Annotated in this window: 16 protein-coding genes; 9 read left to right on the forward strand and 7 right to left on the reverse strand. The window is 65.4% G+C overall.

The window, feature by feature from the left end; all coding sequences use genetic code 11:
* Nucleotides 1-80: 80 nt before the first annotated feature.
* From TSA1_RS16150 to TSA1_RS16165, 4 genes are all read left to right on the forward strand, one after another.
* Nucleotides 81-449, forward strand: a complete 369-nt coding sequence (locus TSA1_RS16150; protein WP_100177232.1) for a His-rich protein BRANT — start codon at nt 81-83, stop codon at nt 447-449.
* A gap of 213 nt (nt 450-662) precedes the next feature.
* Complete coding sequence (locus TSA1_RS16155; RefSeq protein ID WP_174718920.1) at nt 663-1,097, forward strand: hypothetical protein; 435 nt, start codon at nt 663-665, stop codon at nt 1,095-1,097.
* A 286-nt stretch (nt 1,098-1,383) separates the two neighbouring features.
* A complete protein-coding gene (locus tag TSA1_RS16160) occupies nt 1,384-2,091 on the forward strand; it encodes an outer membrane protein (RefSeq protein ID WP_174718921.1) in 708 nt (235 codons plus the stop codon).
* Between the two features lie 253 nt (nt 2,092-2,344).
* Nucleotides 2,345-2,587: a DUF6719 family protein gene (locus tag TSA1_RS16165; protein WP_100177233.1), complete on the forward strand. Its 243-nt coding sequence runs from the start codon at nt 2,345-2,347 to the stop codon at nt 2,585-2,587.
* 27 nt (nt 2,588-2,614) lie between these two features.
* Here TSA1_RS16165 and TSA1_RS16170 read toward each other — a convergent pair whose 3' ends face one another.
* The 3 genes from TSA1_RS16170 to TSA1_RS16180 form a co-directional block, all read right to left on the reverse strand.
* Nucleotides 2,615-2,869, reverse strand: coding sequence for a hypothetical protein (locus tag TSA1_RS16170; protein WP_100177234.1), 255 nt, complete (start codon nt 2,867-2,869; stop codon nt 2,615-2,617).
* Nucleotides 2,870-3,162: 293 nt separating this feature from the next.
* Complete coding sequence (locus tag TSA1_RS16175; protein ID WP_100177235.1) at nt 3,163-3,537, reverse strand: hypothetical protein; 375 nt, start codon at nt 3,535-3,537, stop codon at nt 3,163-3,165.
* A gap of 271 nt (nt 3,538-3,808) precedes the next feature.
* Nucleotides 3,809-4,009 (reverse strand): hypothetical protein, encoded by a 201-nt coding sequence (locus TSA1_RS16180; RefSeq protein WP_100177236.1) that lies wholly within the window; start codon nt 4,007-4,009, stop codon nt 3,809-3,811.
* Nucleotides 4,010-4,257: 248 nt separating this feature from the next.
* Here TSA1_RS16180 and TSA1_RS16185 point away from each other — a divergent pair, with 248 nt between their 5' ends.
* Together TSA1_RS16185 and TSA1_RS16190 are read left to right on the forward strand one after the other, a co-directional pair.
* Nucleotides 4,258-5,955, forward strand: a complete 1,698-nt coding sequence (locus TSA1_RS16185; RefSeq protein WP_100177237.1) for a methyl-accepting chemotaxis protein — start codon at nt 4,258-4,260, stop codon at nt 5,953-5,955.
* A 240-nt stretch (nt 5,956-6,195) separates the two neighbouring features.
* The gene (locus TSA1_RS16190) at nt 6,196-6,915 is read left to right on the forward strand and encodes a class I SAM-dependent methyltransferase (RefSeq protein WP_100177238.1); all 720 of its coding nucleotides are present in this window, start codon (nt 6,196-6,198) and stop codon (nt 6,913-6,915) included.
* An 11-nt stretch (nt 6,916-6,926) separates the two neighbouring features.
* Here TSA1_RS16190 and TSA1_RS16195 read toward each other — a convergent pair whose 3' ends face one another.
* Nucleotides 6,927-7,688: a dienelactone hydrolase family protein gene (locus tag TSA1_RS16195; RefSeq protein WP_245448297.1), complete on the reverse strand. Its 762-nt coding sequence runs from the start codon at nt 7,686-7,688 to the stop codon at nt 6,927-6,929.
* An 86-nt stretch (nt 7,689-7,774) separates the two neighbouring features.
* Between TSA1_RS16195 and TSA1_RS16200 the strand changes: the two genes are divergently transcribed.
* The 3 genes from TSA1_RS16200 (at nt 7,775) to TSA1_RS16210 (ending at nt 10,944) form a co-directional block, all read left to right on the forward strand.
* Nucleotides 7,775-8,488, forward strand: coding sequence for a class I SAM-dependent methyltransferase (locus TSA1_RS16200; protein WP_100177239.1), 714 nt, complete (start codon nt 7,775-7,777; stop codon nt 8,486-8,488).
* A gap of 94 nt (nt 8,489-8,582) precedes the next feature.
* The gene (locus TSA1_RS16205; RefSeq protein WP_100181153.1) at nt 8,583-10,412 is read left to right on the forward strand and encodes an outer membrane protein assembly factor BamB family protein; all 1,830 of its coding nucleotides are present in this window, start codon (nt 8,583-8,585) and stop codon (nt 10,410-10,412) included.
* A 115-nt stretch (nt 10,413-10,527) separates the two neighbouring features.
* A complete protein-coding gene (locus tag TSA1_RS16210) occupies nt 10,528-10,944 on the forward strand; it encodes a GFA family protein (RefSeq protein WP_100177240.1) in 417 nt (138 codons plus the stop codon).
* Between the two features lie 86 nt (nt 10,945-11,030).
* On the opposite strand, the gene TSA1_RS16215 is transcribed toward TSA1_RS16210, so the two are convergent.
* Genes TSA1_RS16215 through TSA1_RS16225 form a run of 3 tightly spaced genes read right to left on the reverse strand, consistent with a single transcriptional unit; the run spans nt 11,031 to nt 14,291 of the window.
* Nucleotides 11,031-11,990 carry a 1-phosphofructokinase family hexose kinase gene (locus TSA1_RS16215; protein ID WP_174718922.1) on the reverse strand — a complete coding sequence of 320 codons (960 nt, stop codon included), beginning with the start codon at nt 11,988-11,990 and terminating at the stop codon, nt 11,031-11,033.
* The gene (gene glk, locus TSA1_RS16220; RefSeq protein WP_100177241.1) at nt 11,983-12,957 is read right to left on the reverse strand and encodes a glucokinase; all 975 of its coding nucleotides are present in this window, start codon (nt 12,955-12,957) and stop codon (nt 11,983-11,985) included. The genes TSA1_RS16215 and glk overlap by 8 nt, the downstream gene beginning before the upstream one ends.
* Nucleotides 12,954-14,291 (reverse strand): GH1 family beta-glucosidase, encoded by a 1,338-nt coding sequence (locus TSA1_RS16225; RefSeq protein WP_100177242.1) that lies wholly within the window; start codon nt 14,289-14,291, stop codon nt 12,954-12,956. Before TSA1_RS16225 ends, glk begins: the two co-directional genes overlap by 4 nt.
* Between the last annotated feature and the right edge of the window lie 58 nt (nt 14,292-14,349).

Consider the following 14,349-nt stretch of genomic DNA (forward strand, 5'->3'; position numbering starts at 1 on the left):
CGCGCGCCCTAGGCTCCCACCTACGATCGAAGGGGTAGCGAGAGGGCGCCGCCTCGAGATCCTTTCAAGAGGAGACCACCATGCTGAAGACCATTTCCGCAGCTTTGCTCGCCGCTTCCGTGATTGCAGCCCCGGCCTTTGCTGCCGAGGCCGGCAAGACCACCACGACCACCCCGGTGATCAAGGCGGACCAGAGCCAGACCAAGGCCTCGACCACCGCCGCGAAACCCGAAGCCGGCGTCAAGGCCGATACGAAGGCCGCCGACGTCAAGGCGGACGCCAAGGTGGACAGCAAGTCGAAGGCGATGAACGCCAATGCGGCCGTGACGCCGGACGAGCACAAGACGGTGCGCAAGCATCGCCATCACCACAAGCACCTGTCGGCCAAGAAGTCGCTGAAGGCGCAGCCGGACCTGACCAAGCCGGCGACCACCGAGAAGCGCAGCTAACGACTGATCCTGCGCGGCGGCATCCCAAGCATTGCCCCGCCGCCGCGTCGGAATCTCAGGCCCGGCCCGCCGCCTCGGCGCTTTCCGCGAAAGCGGAAGAGGCCGGCGGCGGGACGGTGCGTGCGTCGCAAAGCCCCTGCGGAGGCGAATTCCCTTTAAGCAACCTAGCGGCTAGAAGGTCTGCCGAGTCTGATCGAGCGGAGCGCGTGACCTGTGGGGCGATTGGCGAAACATACGGTGCGCCTGGCATTGATCCTGGCCTTGCCGCTGGCGCTTGCGGCCTGTTTCGGCAGCGACAGCGACCGTCCGACCTTCATGGGCGGGACCCAGGCCGGCGGGCCGCAGCCCTTTCCGGACAATTTCCGCAGCGACACGCTGGCGCTGATGCGCACCTATCTCAACAACCCGGTCGGTGTGCGCGAGGCCAGCATGGCCGAGCCGGTCCAGCGCGAAGTCGGCGGCCGGCAGTTCTACGTCAGCTGCCTGCATTTCACCCCGCGCGAGAGCGACGGCAGCTACAAGGCCATGCGCGAGCGCGCCGTCATCTTCGTCAACGGACGGGCGGATCGTGTCGTCGATCGGACCAATGAACTCTGCGCCGGCGCGGTTTACGCACCCTTTCCGGAACTCGAAAAGATGACGCGGTAGCACAAAGCCGGCCTTCATCGCTCCCTGCTAGAACGATCGGCGCCGGAGCTGCCGGATCACATTTCGGGGAGCTTTGAACGGGGCGATTTCGTCGTGCGACAAATCGTTACGGAGGGCCGTGCGCAGGCAAAAAAACAGCCGGCGCGGGGCGACGTGACGGAACAAAATCGCGATGTTGCCACCCCGTCACAGTAACGAACGATCAACGTTCCGGCATCGCCGCGAAGCAACCCAATTCACGCCACGTTGTTTCCTGAGTGTCGTAAATGAAAGAACGGGGATGATCATGAAATCGATTTTGCTGGGTGCAGCCGCTCTGCTTGCGCTGGTCGCGCCGGCCGCAGCCGCGGACATGCAGCCGCGCACCTACGCCAAGGCTCCGGCCTATACGCCGCCTGCGGTGATCTATAACTGGACCGGTTTCTACATCGGCGGCCATGTCGGCGGCGCGTTCGCCGGCGACAGCAGCTTCCAGTCCAGCGACGCCCGCTTCCTGGGCGGCGTGCAGGGCGGCTTCGACTACCAGTTCGCGCCCAATTGGGTGGTGGGTATCGAGGCCCAGTATTCCTGGCTGCCGACCAACAATAATGGTGTCACGTTCCCGCTGGGCACGCAGGTGACCTCCAACACCGACCAGCTCGGGTCGGTGACCGGCCGCATCGGTTACACCTGGGGTCCGACGCTGCTCTACGCCAAGGGCGGTTACGCCTGGCGCAATGGCGGCCTCGGCGTCAACGTCGCCGGCGTACCGCAGGCCTTCACCACCACCGGCAACAGCAAGGACGGCTACACCGTCGGCGCCGGCCTCGAATACATGTTCGCGCCGAACTGGTCGGCCAAGGCCGAATATCAGTACTATAATTTCGGCAGCACCACCTTCACCTCCGGTCCGGCCGACATCGTCGGCGTCCGCGGCCGGGAGGACGAGCATACCGTCAAGGTCGGTGTGAACTACCGCTTCGGCTGGGGCGGTCCGGCAGCCTCGCGCTACTGACCCTCCACTGCGTCAAACTCTGACAAAGGCCGGCTTCCCGCCGGCCTTTCGTCTGTCCGCCGTCTCCCGCCAGCCCGCCCGCATTTGCAATGCGTGAACCATCTGGCGCGTCATTTGCAGACAAACATTCCGGCGCGCGCCTTCTCACGCGCGTCATGGGATCCAGGTAAAGCAAAAATAATTTTTGCTGCTTACGGAACTCGCGCTCCGGAAAGCGTTATATGAGAATTACCGGGCTGGTGGGACGACGGACATGCGTATCTTGGTGTCGGCAGTGGTGCTCTCGTGCTCCTTTTCCCTGCCGTGCTCTGCACAGACAATCCTCAAATCCGAGCCTCTGATGCTGGCACCCTACGAGGTGGCTTTCGTCAAGGACGCATCCTGTCCGTCGGGCAAGGTGCTGAAGGTCACCGGCGCCATCCGCGGGCTGCATCGCCGCAAGGCCTGCGTGCCCATGCCGGGTGAGCAGGCCTCCCTCGCGTCGGCGACACCCTGATCCTCTGCCGCTTTCGCCGGCAAAACCTCACGAATTCAGCTCGAGCTCCATCCTGGACTGGCGTTCGGCCTCCGCCTTGTTCTTGGCGGGATCCTCGCCCTGGGCGGCCCGGCAGGGCCTGATCTCGTAGTCATTGTCGAGCACCCGGCGCGGCCCTGGACGGTCGTCGTCGGCGCTGACATCCACGACCAGGCCACTCCGCTGCGCGAGCTTCCAGACATCGGATTCGCTCGGATAGGCCTTGCTGATCTGGGCGTCGTTGCAGAACAGGGCGTAGGGCATTCTTCCCGCTCCTGGAAAGCCCGTTAACGGGCTCGCAGGCCGACAGGTTCCAGGCTGTGGGTGATCACGGGTCCGTGATCGGGGCCTCGGACCCTGAGTCCTTAACGAGTCCTGAATCGCGAAAAAAAGAATCCCCGGGACTCATTTGCCGGAATCAGCGGATGTTTTCCGCCATGACCAGTGACCTGAAGACCTCTTGCGGGCACATGCTCCTGCCGCTGACGCTGGCGCTATTCGGCGCCTGCGCGGCCAATCTTTTGCTGGTCTGGTCCTGGCTGTAGGGGCCGGTCGGCCTATTTCTTGACCAACGGGCCGGAGGCGTCGCGGATGGCGGCGCGCAGTTTGGTCAGGGTTTCGGCACAATACTCCTCCCGCTCGCGCTCGAACCGCTCCTGATGCTTGCGGAAATTGGCGATGCGGGCCTGCATCTCGGTGCGGAAGTCACCGATCGCCCGCGGTGGCGGGAGAGGCGCGGGCGGCGGCGGCGGGGGAGCTTTCTCCAGCTCCACCTCGACGGTGACGGTCTCGACAGTGACAACCTCCGTCGTCACCGTCGACGCGACCTGGGTCCCCTCAGGCAGAAGGACGTCATCCTTTTTGCCGGTTACCGATTGGACGAAGGCCAGTGTCTGCGCGATCAGTGCGTCGCGTTCCCTGATCCATTTCATGATCCACCTCAGCCACCCCCATTCCACCAAAGCGGCTGCGTCGAATCAAGGCGGTTGACAAGGGATTGCATATTTTTCCCGGTCGCCCGAAAGTGGACCAAATGGATTCCGGAACAGAACGTTCGGACGAAGCGGAGGGCCTGAGGCTCATCCGCGCGTTCCTGTCGCTACCGCCCGACAAGCGGGCGGAGGTGATCGCGTTTGTGGAGGAATTGGCGCGTGCGCAAAGCCGGCCCGAGGAGGGCACGGAGGCATCGCCAAGGTGAGCGCGCTAGCGCTGGCGCGGGTTGACGTTGGGCTCGAACGGGGCGCCCACCATCCGAACCGGCGTTAGATCCGACGTCCGGGGGACGTCGGTCATCGCTCTCTCGGCGACCAGTCTTTCGGGCCGCGGTCCAAGGACCGGCTCGAGCAGTGTCAACGTGCAGGCCGCGGCGCCACAGCACAGCGTGACCGTCGCCAGCAGAAACATGTTTCGGTTTTCTTCTCTGATCCGCATGGGCCGACAACGGCCGAAGGCTCGCTGCGGTTCCGCAGACGCGAGGATCCGGATCGCGCGCGCGGAAGCGGGCCAAGCTTACGCGGAGCTTACGTCGGGGGCGCAGAAGGGTTATTTTTCCGTAAGAGAACGCATTCAATTTGCATTAAATCTTAACGACCGCGAGTTCCAATGCACGGTGCTGGGTTTATGCCTCGGCAGGACATTGGTGAGCGGCGGAAATGAGCTTTTTGAACAATCTGAAGATCGTCTGGAAAGTGGCGCTGATCGTGGCGGTGATGGGCTGCGCGATGATCGCCGTCGCGGGCTTCGGCGCGCGCGAACTCTCCGCAACCGTCGACGGCTTCGGCGAACTCGCCGCTGCGCAATCCTCCGCGCTCAACCTCGCGCGCGCCCAGCGCCGAGCCGAGACTTATCATGCCGCGCTCTATGCCGTCTTCACCGAGGCAACCGAGGCCGGCAATGTCGCTCGCCTGAAGACGGCCAACCAGAACCGCGACGAGATCCGTCAATACCTGGACGCGGCGGAGCAGGATGATCCGGGGCGCGCCAGCCAGATCAAGAGCATTGGCGACCAGCTCAAGGCCGCGTTCGCGGGCTGCGACCCGGTGCTGAAGGCGGGATCGCAGGCCAGCAGCACGGAAGAGAATGCCAAGGCCGCCGACCGCGCGCACAAGGAGTGCGATCCGCTGCTCGATGCGGCCCTCGCACGCATTGCCCAATTCACCACCGAAACCGGTCAGGCCGTCGCCAAGCGCAAGGAGGCCATCAACCGCGACGCGCGCGCCGCGACCTGGACCGTGGTCGGCGTCAGCGCCGGCGGCCTGATCCTGGGCATCGCGATCGCGCTGTTCATCGGCCTCAAGGCGATGTCGCACCCGATTGCCCGGCTCAAGCTCGCCATGGAGGGGCTTGCCCGCAACGATCTCAAGACCGAGGTGCCCGACAAGGACCGCCGCGACGAGATTGGCGAGATGGCCAAAACGGTCGAAGTGTTCAAGACCAATGGGCTCGAGGTCGAACGTCTCAAGGCCGCGCAGCTCGAAACGGAGAAGCAGGCCGCCGAGCAGCGCCGCCGCGACATGGTCAACCTCGCCGACGGCTTCGAGCGCGCGGTCGGCGAGATCATCGACACAGTCGGGTCCGCCTCCACCGAGCTCGAAGCATCGTCCTCGACGCTGGCCACCACCGCGCAGCGTGCGCAGGAGCTGACCTCGGTCGTTGCGGTCGCCTCGGGCGAAGCCACCGGCAACGTGCAGTCGGTCGCGACCGCCACCGAAGAGCTGTCCTCGTCGGTCAACGAGATCAGCCGGCAGGTGCAGGAATCCGCGCGGATGGCGGGTGAAGCCGTCGCCCAGGCCCGCACCACGACCGAACGCGTCAGCGAGCTCTCGGTCGCGGCGACGCGGATCGGCGACGTCGTCGAGCTGATCAACACCATTGCCGGCCAGACCAACCTCCTGGCGCTGAACGCCACGATCGAGGCGGCGCGCGCCGGCGAGGCCGGCCGGGGCTTTGCCGTCGTTGCCTCCGAGGTGAAGACGCTGGCCGAGCAGACCGCGAAAGCGACCGGCGAGATCAGCCAGCAGATCACCGGCATCCAGACCGCGACGCAGGAATCCGTCAACGCGATCCGCGACATCTCCGTGACGATCGAGCGGTTGTCGGAGGTGTCGTCGACGATTGCCGCCGCCGTCGAGGAGCAGGGCGCCGCAACCCAGGAGATCTCGCGCAACGTGCAGCAGGCCGCCCACGGCACCCAGCAGGTCTCGACCAACATCGCCGATGTGCAGCGCGGCGCGGCCGAGACCGGCTCGGCCTCCTCGCAGGTGCTCTCGACCGCCAAGATGCTGGCGAGCGACAGCACCCGGCTCAAGGACGAGGTCGGAAAATTCCTGCGGACCGTGCGCTCGGCGTAAGTCCGCGCCGCGGTGTCCGTCTGCCGGGCCTCTATGGCGCCAGCAGGAAACCGAGCGCGACCACCAACAGCATGGCCGTCATGACGACGGCCGTCACCGCGCCGGCGATGATCCTTGCTTTTTCTCTGGCGGTGGTGGGACGCATAGCGTGCGCATGCTATCTCATGTTGAAATTCGATCCAATCTGTGGTTGTTGACCGTCCCCGCGCGGGTGCGCGGCAGACACCACAGGTCCGGGACATGAACGAGGACGTCGGCGACGGCTGGGCCACCTCCGCGGCCGCATGGATCGTCGAGCAAGGCGAAGACGGCGACTATGGCCGCCGCTGCGTGCTGGATGCGCCGATGCGGGCGCGGATCGAGGGCCGCGGATTCCGCCATGCGCTCGACGTCGGATGCGGGGAGGGGCGCTTCTGCCGCATCATGCAGCGCGCCGGCATTCGCACCACCGGCATCGATCCCACCGAGGCCTTGCTGGCGCGCGCCAGGGAGCTGGACCCGGACGGCGACTATCGGCTCGGCCGCGCCGAGACGATGGATGTCGAGGCCTTGCACGATCTCGTCGTCAGCTATCTCAGCCTGATCGACATGCCCGATCTCGGCGGGGCAATCGCCGGCATGGTGAGGGCGCTGCGGCCCGGCGGCACGCTGCTGATCGCCAACATGACCAGCTTCAACACCGCCGGCCCGCCCGAAGGCTGGACGCGCGACCACGACGGTACTCCGCGCTTCATCATCGATCACTACATGGATGAACGCGCGACCTGGGTGAGCTGGCGCGACATGCGGATCCTGAACTGGCATCGGCCGCTCAGCACCTACATGACGCTGCTGCTCGATCATGGTCTCCAGCTGCGCCTGTTCAGCGAGCCCCAACCGACGGGCGGCACCCCCGAGCAGATCGCCCGGCATCGCCGCGTGCCCTACTTCCACATCATGGAATGGCAGAAGCCGGATTGAGCGGTGCCGGATCAGGCAGCGAGCCTCGCTCTGAAGAACCGCGCGACGCGATCAATCGCATCCGACGTCATCGGATCGGAGTCGCTGAAGTCAAAGCCATGCGGCTTGCCGGGATAGGGCACGAACTCAGCGTCGGCGCCGACGGATCTCGCAAGCTCGATCAGCTTCTTGCCATTCGCGATCGATACGTTCTGATCGGCTTCGCCGTGCAACTCGATCGAGGGTGGCATATGCTTGACCTTGCCAGCCATCGCTTCGGGCATGCCGGCATAGAGCACCGCAAGCGCGCCAATGCGCGCATCGCGGGCGGCGGTATTGGCGGCAACGAACCCGCCGAGCGAAAAGCCCAGCAGGCCGACCTGCCCAGAGCTGTCGGCACGGCCGAGAATGGTCGTGACGGTGGTGGACACCGTCTCCGACCAGCCGTCGAAGCGCCCCGTGTCATAGGCCTCGCGGCTCCCTTTCGTGCTTGACTTCGGATCGAGCGCCGCGGTGTCCCTGCCGGTCATGTAATGGAGGAAATAGGAGTCGATACCTGCCGCCGTCAATGCGTCGGCATAGCGCTCATAGGCGCGTTGTCTCAGCTCGATGCCGCGCGAGCCGTGCAGCACAATGACCGCAGGGCGCTTTCCGGTCAGTTTCGCCGCATAGCGCGAGAGGGACAGGCTCTCATTGCCGGCCGCGACGCTGAGCTGCTCGGTCGGTGCGCCACGCGCCGTAGCGGGCAACAGCAGTGCGGCGAGACCGGTCAGGGCCGTTCGTCGAGTGATCATCGGCAGGCTCGCTTGAAGGAGATTTCGGGCGCGGCCCATCCGCTGTATGGTGAGCTTGCGACGGAATTTTGGCTCGGGCTGATCCGATGATCTCCAATCGTCCTCCCGTGCTGGCCCACGAACGCTTCGTGGCCGACCGCGACAATTTCACGGGCCTCGATCTCGCCGCGCGGTTCGAGCGGATCGAGCGGACCAACCTGTGGGGCGCTGCCGGCTCGGTGTCGGGTCTGGGCTCGGAGGACATGGCCACCGCCGCCATCCGGGACGCGCTTCCGCCGCTCGTGCAGCGGCGCGGCGTGCGTTCGCTGCTCGACGCCCCCTGCGGCGATGCGGGCTGGATCGGATGCATCAAGCTCGATCTCGACTACATCGGCATCGACATCGTGCCGTCGCTGATCGAGGCCAACAACCGGCGCGTGGCGGACGGCGAGCTGGCCGGCCGATTCCTGGCTGCCGATATCACGCGCGATGCACTGCCGCGCGCCGATCTGATCCTGTGCCGGGACTGCCTGGTGCATCTGAGCTTTCAGAACATCGCCCGCGCCGTCGCCCGCTTTCGCGAGAGCGGCGCGCAATTCCTGCTCGTTACGACGTTTCCGGAATGGGAGGACAATCGCGATTGCGAGGACGGCGACTGGCGCGCGCTCAACATGATGAAGGCGCCGTTCGGCTGGCCCGCGCCGCGCGAGTTGATCGACGAGCGCTGCGAGGAAGGCGAGGGCGGCTGGCGCGACAAGAGCCTCGGGCTGTGGCGGCTGGACGACCTACCGAATCCCGTTCACATGGCCACGGATGTGTGACAGCTGCGGGCACAACCTCCATTGCGGACTCGATCGTGCCGACGATAGACTTCGGGTTGTGTAAGCGATCTCCTGTCGCATGCCGGAGCGCACCATGAGCCTACGTCCCGCCTTGGCCGCGTTGTTGATTGGGTTCAGTTCGCCGGCGCTGGCGCAGCAGGACGGCGCTGCGCTCTATGCCGCGCATTGCGCGCAATGCCACGACGGCGATGCGCAGGCCCGCGTGCCCGGCCGCGGCGCCCTGCAGGCGATGTCGTTCGATCATGTGCTGGGGGCGTTGACCTCCGGCAGCATGACGGCGATGGCGAAGGACCGCAGCGACGCCGAACGCCGCGCGATAGCATCCTTCGTCACCGGCAAGATGCCGACGGGCGGCGGCGCCGACGCGGACGGCCGCTGCGCGCAGCAGGCGAACAGCTTTCCTGGACCCCTCGACGGTCCGCGCTGGAACGGCTGGGGCGTCGACACTGGCAACAGCCGGTTCCAGCCGGCCGACATGGCCGGGCTGACGGCGGAGCAGGTGCCGCGCCTGCGGCTGAAATGGGCTTATGCCTTCCCCGGCGCCTCGGTGTCGTTTGCGCCGCCGACGATCGTCGGCGGCATGCTGTTCATCGGCGGCACCGATCGCAAGGTGCACGCGCTCGACGCGCGAAGCGGCTGCACGCTGTGGACGTTGGCGATCGATGCGGCGGTGCGTGCCGCGATCAGCTTTGCGAGGCTTCCGGGCTCCGATCAGTACGCGATCTTCTTCGGCGATCTGCGCGCCAACGCCTATGCGGTGAATGCGCTTACCGGTGCGCAGATCTGGAAGACGAAGGTGGAGGAGCATGCGGCTGCGCGCATTACCGGTGCGCCGACGCTGCATGATGGCGTGCTCTACGTGCCGGTGTCCTCGCTCGAGGAAGCCGCCGGCTCGCAAGCCTCCTACGAATGCTGCACCTTCCGCGGCAGCGTGGTGGCGCTGGAGGCTGCGACCGGCAAGACGGTCTGGCAGGCCTACACCATCCCCGAGATCCCGCATCCCACGACGAGGAATGCCCGGGGCACGCAGCTGTTCGGCCCGTCGGGCGCTGCGATCTGGTCGGCGCCGACGATCGATGCGAAGCGGGGCGCGCTCTATGTGGCGACCAGCAATTCCTATTCGAACCCGCCGGCTGCGACCGCCGATTCGATCCTGGCGTTCGAGCTCGGAAGCGGGAAGCTGCTGTGGAAGCAGCAGGCGACGCCGAAGGACGCCTTCGTCGTGGCGTGCTTCATGGCAGACAAGACCAATTGTCCCGACGAGCCCGGGCCCGATCACGATTTCGGCCAGTCACCGATCCTCGTCACCTTGCGCGATGGCAAGCGCATCCTGGCCATCGCGCAAAAGTCCGGCGTCGTGCACGCGCTCGATCCCGACGACGGCGGCAAGATCCTGTGGCAGACGAGGATCGGGAAGGGCGGTTCGCTGGGTGGTAGCGAGTGGGGCTCGGCCGCGGACGGCGAGCGCATCTACGCCGCCAACTCCGACGTGCGCTTTACGCGCGACGGCACGCGGCAGCTCGATCCCACGCAAGGCGGCGGCCTGTTCGGTCTCGATCTCGCCAGCGGGAAGGTCGTGATGGAGGTGCCGCCGGTGGCCTGTGGTGAGCGCCTTCAATGCAGCCCCGCCCTCTCGGCGGCGGTGAGCCTGATCCCCGGTGTCGTGTTCTCCGGCGGCGTCAGCGGCTTCCTGCGCGCCTACGCCACCGACGGCAAGCTGCTCTGGGAGTTCGACACCGCGCGGGATTTCAAGGCCGTGAACGGCATCCCCGCCCATGGCGGTGCGATCGACGGTCCCGGTCCCGTCATCGCCGGCGGCATGCTCTATACCAATTCCGGTTATGGCCAATGGAGCGGCGTCCCTGGCAACGTGCTGCTGGCATTCGAGGCCGCGACGGAGTGAGCTTCCGCTCTGGTGTCCCGGACGCGCTGCAACGGCTTAGCGTTGCTGCGCTGCGTCCGGAGCACGGGCCGACCGCCTTTCAATTCGCTTCCGTCTAGAAGGGAAAACACATTCAATGATCGATGCCAGATGCAGCTGCGGCGCGCTTTCGCTGTCGCTGCCGGGACCATCGCAGCTCGTCGTCGCCTGTCATTGCCTCGACTGTCAGCGACGAACCGGCGCGCCGTTCGGTGTCGGTGCGTTCTACCCGGCGCACGCCGTCACGATTTCAGGATTGTCAAAGGAGTACGTTCGGACAGCCGCGAGCGGCGGCAAGGTCCACAACCATTTTTGTCCCGACTGCGGCGCAACGGTCTATTGGCAGGCCGACAATCTGCCTGGGATGATCGGCGTTGCCGTCGGCGCGATCGCGCAACCGGACTTCCCGGCGCCGATCCGATCGGTGTTCGAGCAGTCGAAACATGGCTGGGTCGAGATCGAAGGTGCCGAGCATTTTCGGCAAAGCAGCGTGCCGAAAAAGAATTCGGGCTGAAGGTGTCTGAAGCTGGTGCCGGCTGAAGGGATTGCGCCCGATCTTCGGCTTACAAAAACGCTTGCCGGCGATCGGTATCCCGGTTGCTAGACAGGATAGACTTTCGTGACGTTCACGCTCGCGGCGAGACGCTGAACGTCCTCGGCGCGGCAAAGCCCCGTGCCAGGGCTGAGCAGCGCGGCCGAGCCGCCGGCAATGCCGTATCGGAACGCCCTTTCCAGGTTGTCGTCATGGGCCAGGCTCGACACCATCGCCCCCAGAAAACTGTCGCCGGCGCCGGACACGCTGACGGGCACAATCGGCAGGCCATCCGCACGCAAGGCCATGTCGCGGGTCAGCAGCAACGCGCCCTGCGAGCCCATCGAAAGCGCGATGATCTCGATGCGGTAGCGGTCGAACAGGCGGCGCCCCGCTGCGATGAGCGATGGTTCATCGGCGCTGCTGATGCCGGCGAGGTCCTGAAACTCCCGCAGATTGGGCTTGATGAGATAGACGCCCGCCGCCAATGCCGCCTTCAGTGCGGCGCCGGTCGTATCCACGATCACCCTGGCTGCGCCCTTCGATGCCTGTACGACCCTGCCATAGAAATCATCTGGGGCGCCGGGCGGAAGGCTGCCGCTTGCGATTACAAAAGCCGCCTGACAGCTGATGCGCGCGAGGGCGTCGAGGCACTGCTGCCATTCGAACTCGCTCAGGTGGGTGCCCGGAAAGACCAGGCGAAACTGCTCACGTGTCGTCTCGTCGAAGACGGTGATGTCCTCGCGGGTTTCGTTCGATGTCGGAATCACGATGCTGCGCACGGCTTCGCGTTCGACCAGCGCCGACAGGGTCTGCCCGGAGGCGCCCCCGGCCGGGTAGATCGCGGTTGCATCAGTGCCGAGCCGCTTCAGAACGCGGGCGACGTTGATGCCGCCGCCACCTGGATCGCGCTGAGCCTCCGCGCAGCGCATCTTGACGAAGGGCTGCATTTTCTTGACCGATGTCGAGATATCGACAGCCGGGTTGATGGTTAGCGTAACAATCCGGATGGGCGCTGTCTCAGCCACGACCCTCAGTCTCCATCAAAGCGCGAAGGCCGACGAACGCGACGTCTTCGTCGAGGACGAGATAGGCAGGTATTGGCGCGAGGTATGTCCCGAGCCGTCCCTTACCTTCAAAGCGTGTGCGAAACTGCGATGCGGCAAGATATCCCGGCATGTGACGCAAGATGCCTCCGGCGATGAAGATGCCGCCTTTTGCGCCGATTGCGAGCGCAAGATTGCCCGCGACGGATCCCAGCATCGCGCAAAACATGTCGACCGCCGCCCGGCTGATCGGGCAGGTGCCCTCGATCCCGGCGCGCGTGATGTCGGCCGCACGCCGTCTCGGGACGGTCACGCCATCGAGGGACGCAAGAGCGTCATGGAGATTCTCCAGCCCGGCACCCGACAGAACGCGTTCGGAAGAGACATGCCCGAAGCGCCGCCGCAGGTGGTCGATGACGGCATCTTCGCGCAGTGAGCCGCCCGCCATCGTGGAATGGCCCCCCTCGCTGGGAAGTACGATCGGGGCGCCGGCATGCGGTATGCTGATCACCATGCCCAGGCCAGTGCCGGGGCCAAGCGCGGCGAGGGGCGCTCCTTCGACGCGTTCCCGCCCGCCGAGTTGCAGCAGGCTCTCCGGCGGAAGACGGGACAGGGCCCACCCCACCGCTTCGAAATCATTGAGAAGACGGACCGATGAGAACCCGTAATTGCCGCACAGCTCTGCAGCATCAATGATCCATGAATTGTTGGTAAGGACGCAGCGGCCATGTTGAATTGGGCCGGACGCAGCGACGATGGCATTCCGAATTGTACCGGGCGGCGCCGTATCGCCGAGATAGGCCGCGAGAGCTTGCTGAAAGGTGCCGAAATCGCCGACCGCCATATGGGAGATCGGACCGAGCCTGCCGTCGGCGGACAGGGCGAAGCGGGCGTTGGTCCCGCCGATGTCGGCGAGCAGGGTGGCTGTCCTCGAAGAGGCTGCTGTCATGACGAGTGCCTCGCCTTGATGAGCCCGGCGTACCAGCCGAATGAAGCCTTTGGTATCCGCCGCAGCGAGGCATAGTCCACATAGGTCAGGCCGAACCTGGTGCTGTAGCCGGAATCCCATTCGAAATTGTCGAGAAGCGACCAGATGAAATAGCCGCGAACATCGACGCCGCCTGAGGCGGCGGCATTCATCGCCTCGATATAGGCCTTCAGGAATTCAATGCGGCCGCTGTCGTTCACGACATCCTTCTGATCCGGCTGGTCGAAGCTGCCATATCCGTTCTCAAGGACGTAGATCGGCAGACCATAACGCTCCTGGACGGCTTCGAGAGTTAGCCGGAAAGCGTCGGGCTCGATCGGCCATCCGATCGGAGTCAAGGGAACGTCGGCCGGCTTGTCGCCGAAATCGTAGCCCAGCATCGCGTCCGCACGCGCCTTCACATAGACGGGACTGTAGTGGTTCAGCCCAAACCAATCGATCGGACGGCAAATGCGCGCCATGTCGCCCGGTTGCATGTGCGGCTCGATCGCCGTCCGCATCGATGGCGGATAGGCGCCAAGGCATTGCGGGTCTGGAAAGACACCGTTCCAATAGACGTCCAGGCGTGCCGCCGCCGCCGCGTCGGCTTCGCTCGCGCTGGAGGGACGGCAGGGCTGCCGGTTGTGAATGCATCCAATCGAGGCACCGGCTACGCTCGCGCGCAGCACATCCGCAGCGGCCCCATGCGCGAGATTGACGCTGTGGATCATGCGGTGGAGCTCGTCCTCGCTTGCGCGGTCCCGCTTGCCGAGCGAGCGGCCGAACAGAGTGAAGATGGACGGCTCGTTCAATGTCGCGAAACGCTTGACCCGGTCGCCGAAGCGTCTGGCGGCCAGGGCGGTGTAGTCGGCGAACCACGCCGCGGACTCTCGGTTGAGCCAGCCGCCGCGTTCCTCCAGAGCCTGGGGCAGGTCCCAATGATAGAGGCACAGCCATGGCTCGATCCCGGCGGCCAGGAGCTCGTCGATCAGACGGTCGTAGAATGCAAGGCCGGCCTCGTTGGCGGATCCGCATCCTTGCGGCAGCACGCGCGGCCAGGCCACCGAGAACCGGTAAGCCTCCACGCCCAGCGCCTTCATCAGGCCGACATCCTCGCGATAGCGATGATAGTGGTCACACGCGATGTCGCCGGTGTCGTGATTCCTGATGGCGCCGCTTTGGCAGTAGGTATCCCAGATGCTGAGCCCGCGGCCGTCCTCCCGCGTGGCTCCCTCGATCTGGAAGCTCGAGGTGGAGACGCCCCAGATGAAATCCGGTCGCAGGCTCGTGGTGTTTGGCAGTCGGGTTGTCGACATGAACGACCTGATTGGTCCAGCCCGCAATGAGTGATGTGACATTGGTAGTCATGCCGGC

This window comes from Bradyrhizobium nitroreducens, from assembly GCF_002776695.1.
GTDB lineage: Bacteria > Pseudomonadota > Alphaproteobacteria > Rhizobiales > Xanthobacteraceae > Bradyrhizobium > Bradyrhizobium nitroreducens.

Bases quoted from the DNA above. Each gene is read 5' to 3' on its own strand.
- TSA1_RS16200 (WP_100177239.1), top strand. From the start codon at position 7,775: ATGATCTCCAATCGTCCTCCCGTGCTGGCCCACGAACGCTTCGTGGCC.
- TSA1_RS16160 (WP_174718921.1), top strand. From the start codon at position 1,384: ATGAAATCGATTTTGCTGGGTGCAGCCGCTCTGCTTGCGCTGGTCGCG.
- TSA1_RS16175 (WP_100177235.1), bottom strand. From the start codon at position 3,537: ATGAAATGGATCAGGGAACGCGACGCACTGATCGCGCAGACACTGGCC.
- TSA1_RS16195 (WP_245448297.1), bottom strand. From the start codon at position 7,688: ATGATCACTCGACGAACGGCCCTGACCGGTCTCGCCGCACTGCTGTTG.
- TSA1_RS16210 (WP_100177240.1), top strand. From the start codon at position 10,528: ATGATCGATGCCAGATGCAGCTGCGGCGCGCTTTCGCTGTCGCTGCCG.
- TSA1_RS16180 (WP_100177236.1), bottom strand. From the start codon at position 4,009: ATGTTTCTGCTGGCGACGGTCACGCTGTGCTGTGGCGCCGCGGCCTGC.
- TSA1_RS16205 (WP_100181153.1), top strand. From the start codon at position 8,583: ATGAGCCTACGTCCCGCCTTGGCCGCGTTGTTGATTGGGTTCAGTTCG.
- glk (WP_100177241.1), bottom strand. From the start codon at position 12,957: ATGACAGCAGCCTCTTCGAGGACAGCCACCCTGCTCGCCGACATCGGC.
- TSA1_RS16185 (WP_100177237.1), top strand. From the start codon at position 4,258: ATGAGCTTTTTGAACAATCTGAAGATCGTCTGGAAAGTGGCGCTGATC.
- TSA1_RS16225 (WP_100177242.1), bottom strand. From the start codon at position 14,291: ATGTCGACAACCCGACTGCCAAACACCACGAGCCTGCGACCGGATTTC.
- TSA1_RS16150 (WP_100177232.1), top strand. From the start codon at position 81: ATGCTGAAGACCATTTCCGCAGCTTTGCTCGCCGCTTCCGTGATTGCA.
- TSA1_RS16165 (WP_100177233.1), top strand. From the start codon at position 2,345: ATGCGTATCTTGGTGTCGGCAGTGGTGCTCTCGTGCTCCTTTTCCCTG.
- TSA1_RS16190 (WP_100177238.1), top strand. From the start codon at position 6,196: ATGAACGAGGACGTCGGCGACGGCTGGGCCACCTCCGCGGCCGCATGG.
- TSA1_RS16170 (WP_100177234.1), bottom strand. From the start codon at position 2,869: ATGCCCTACGCCCTGTTCTGCAACGACGCCCAGATCAGCAAGGCCTAT.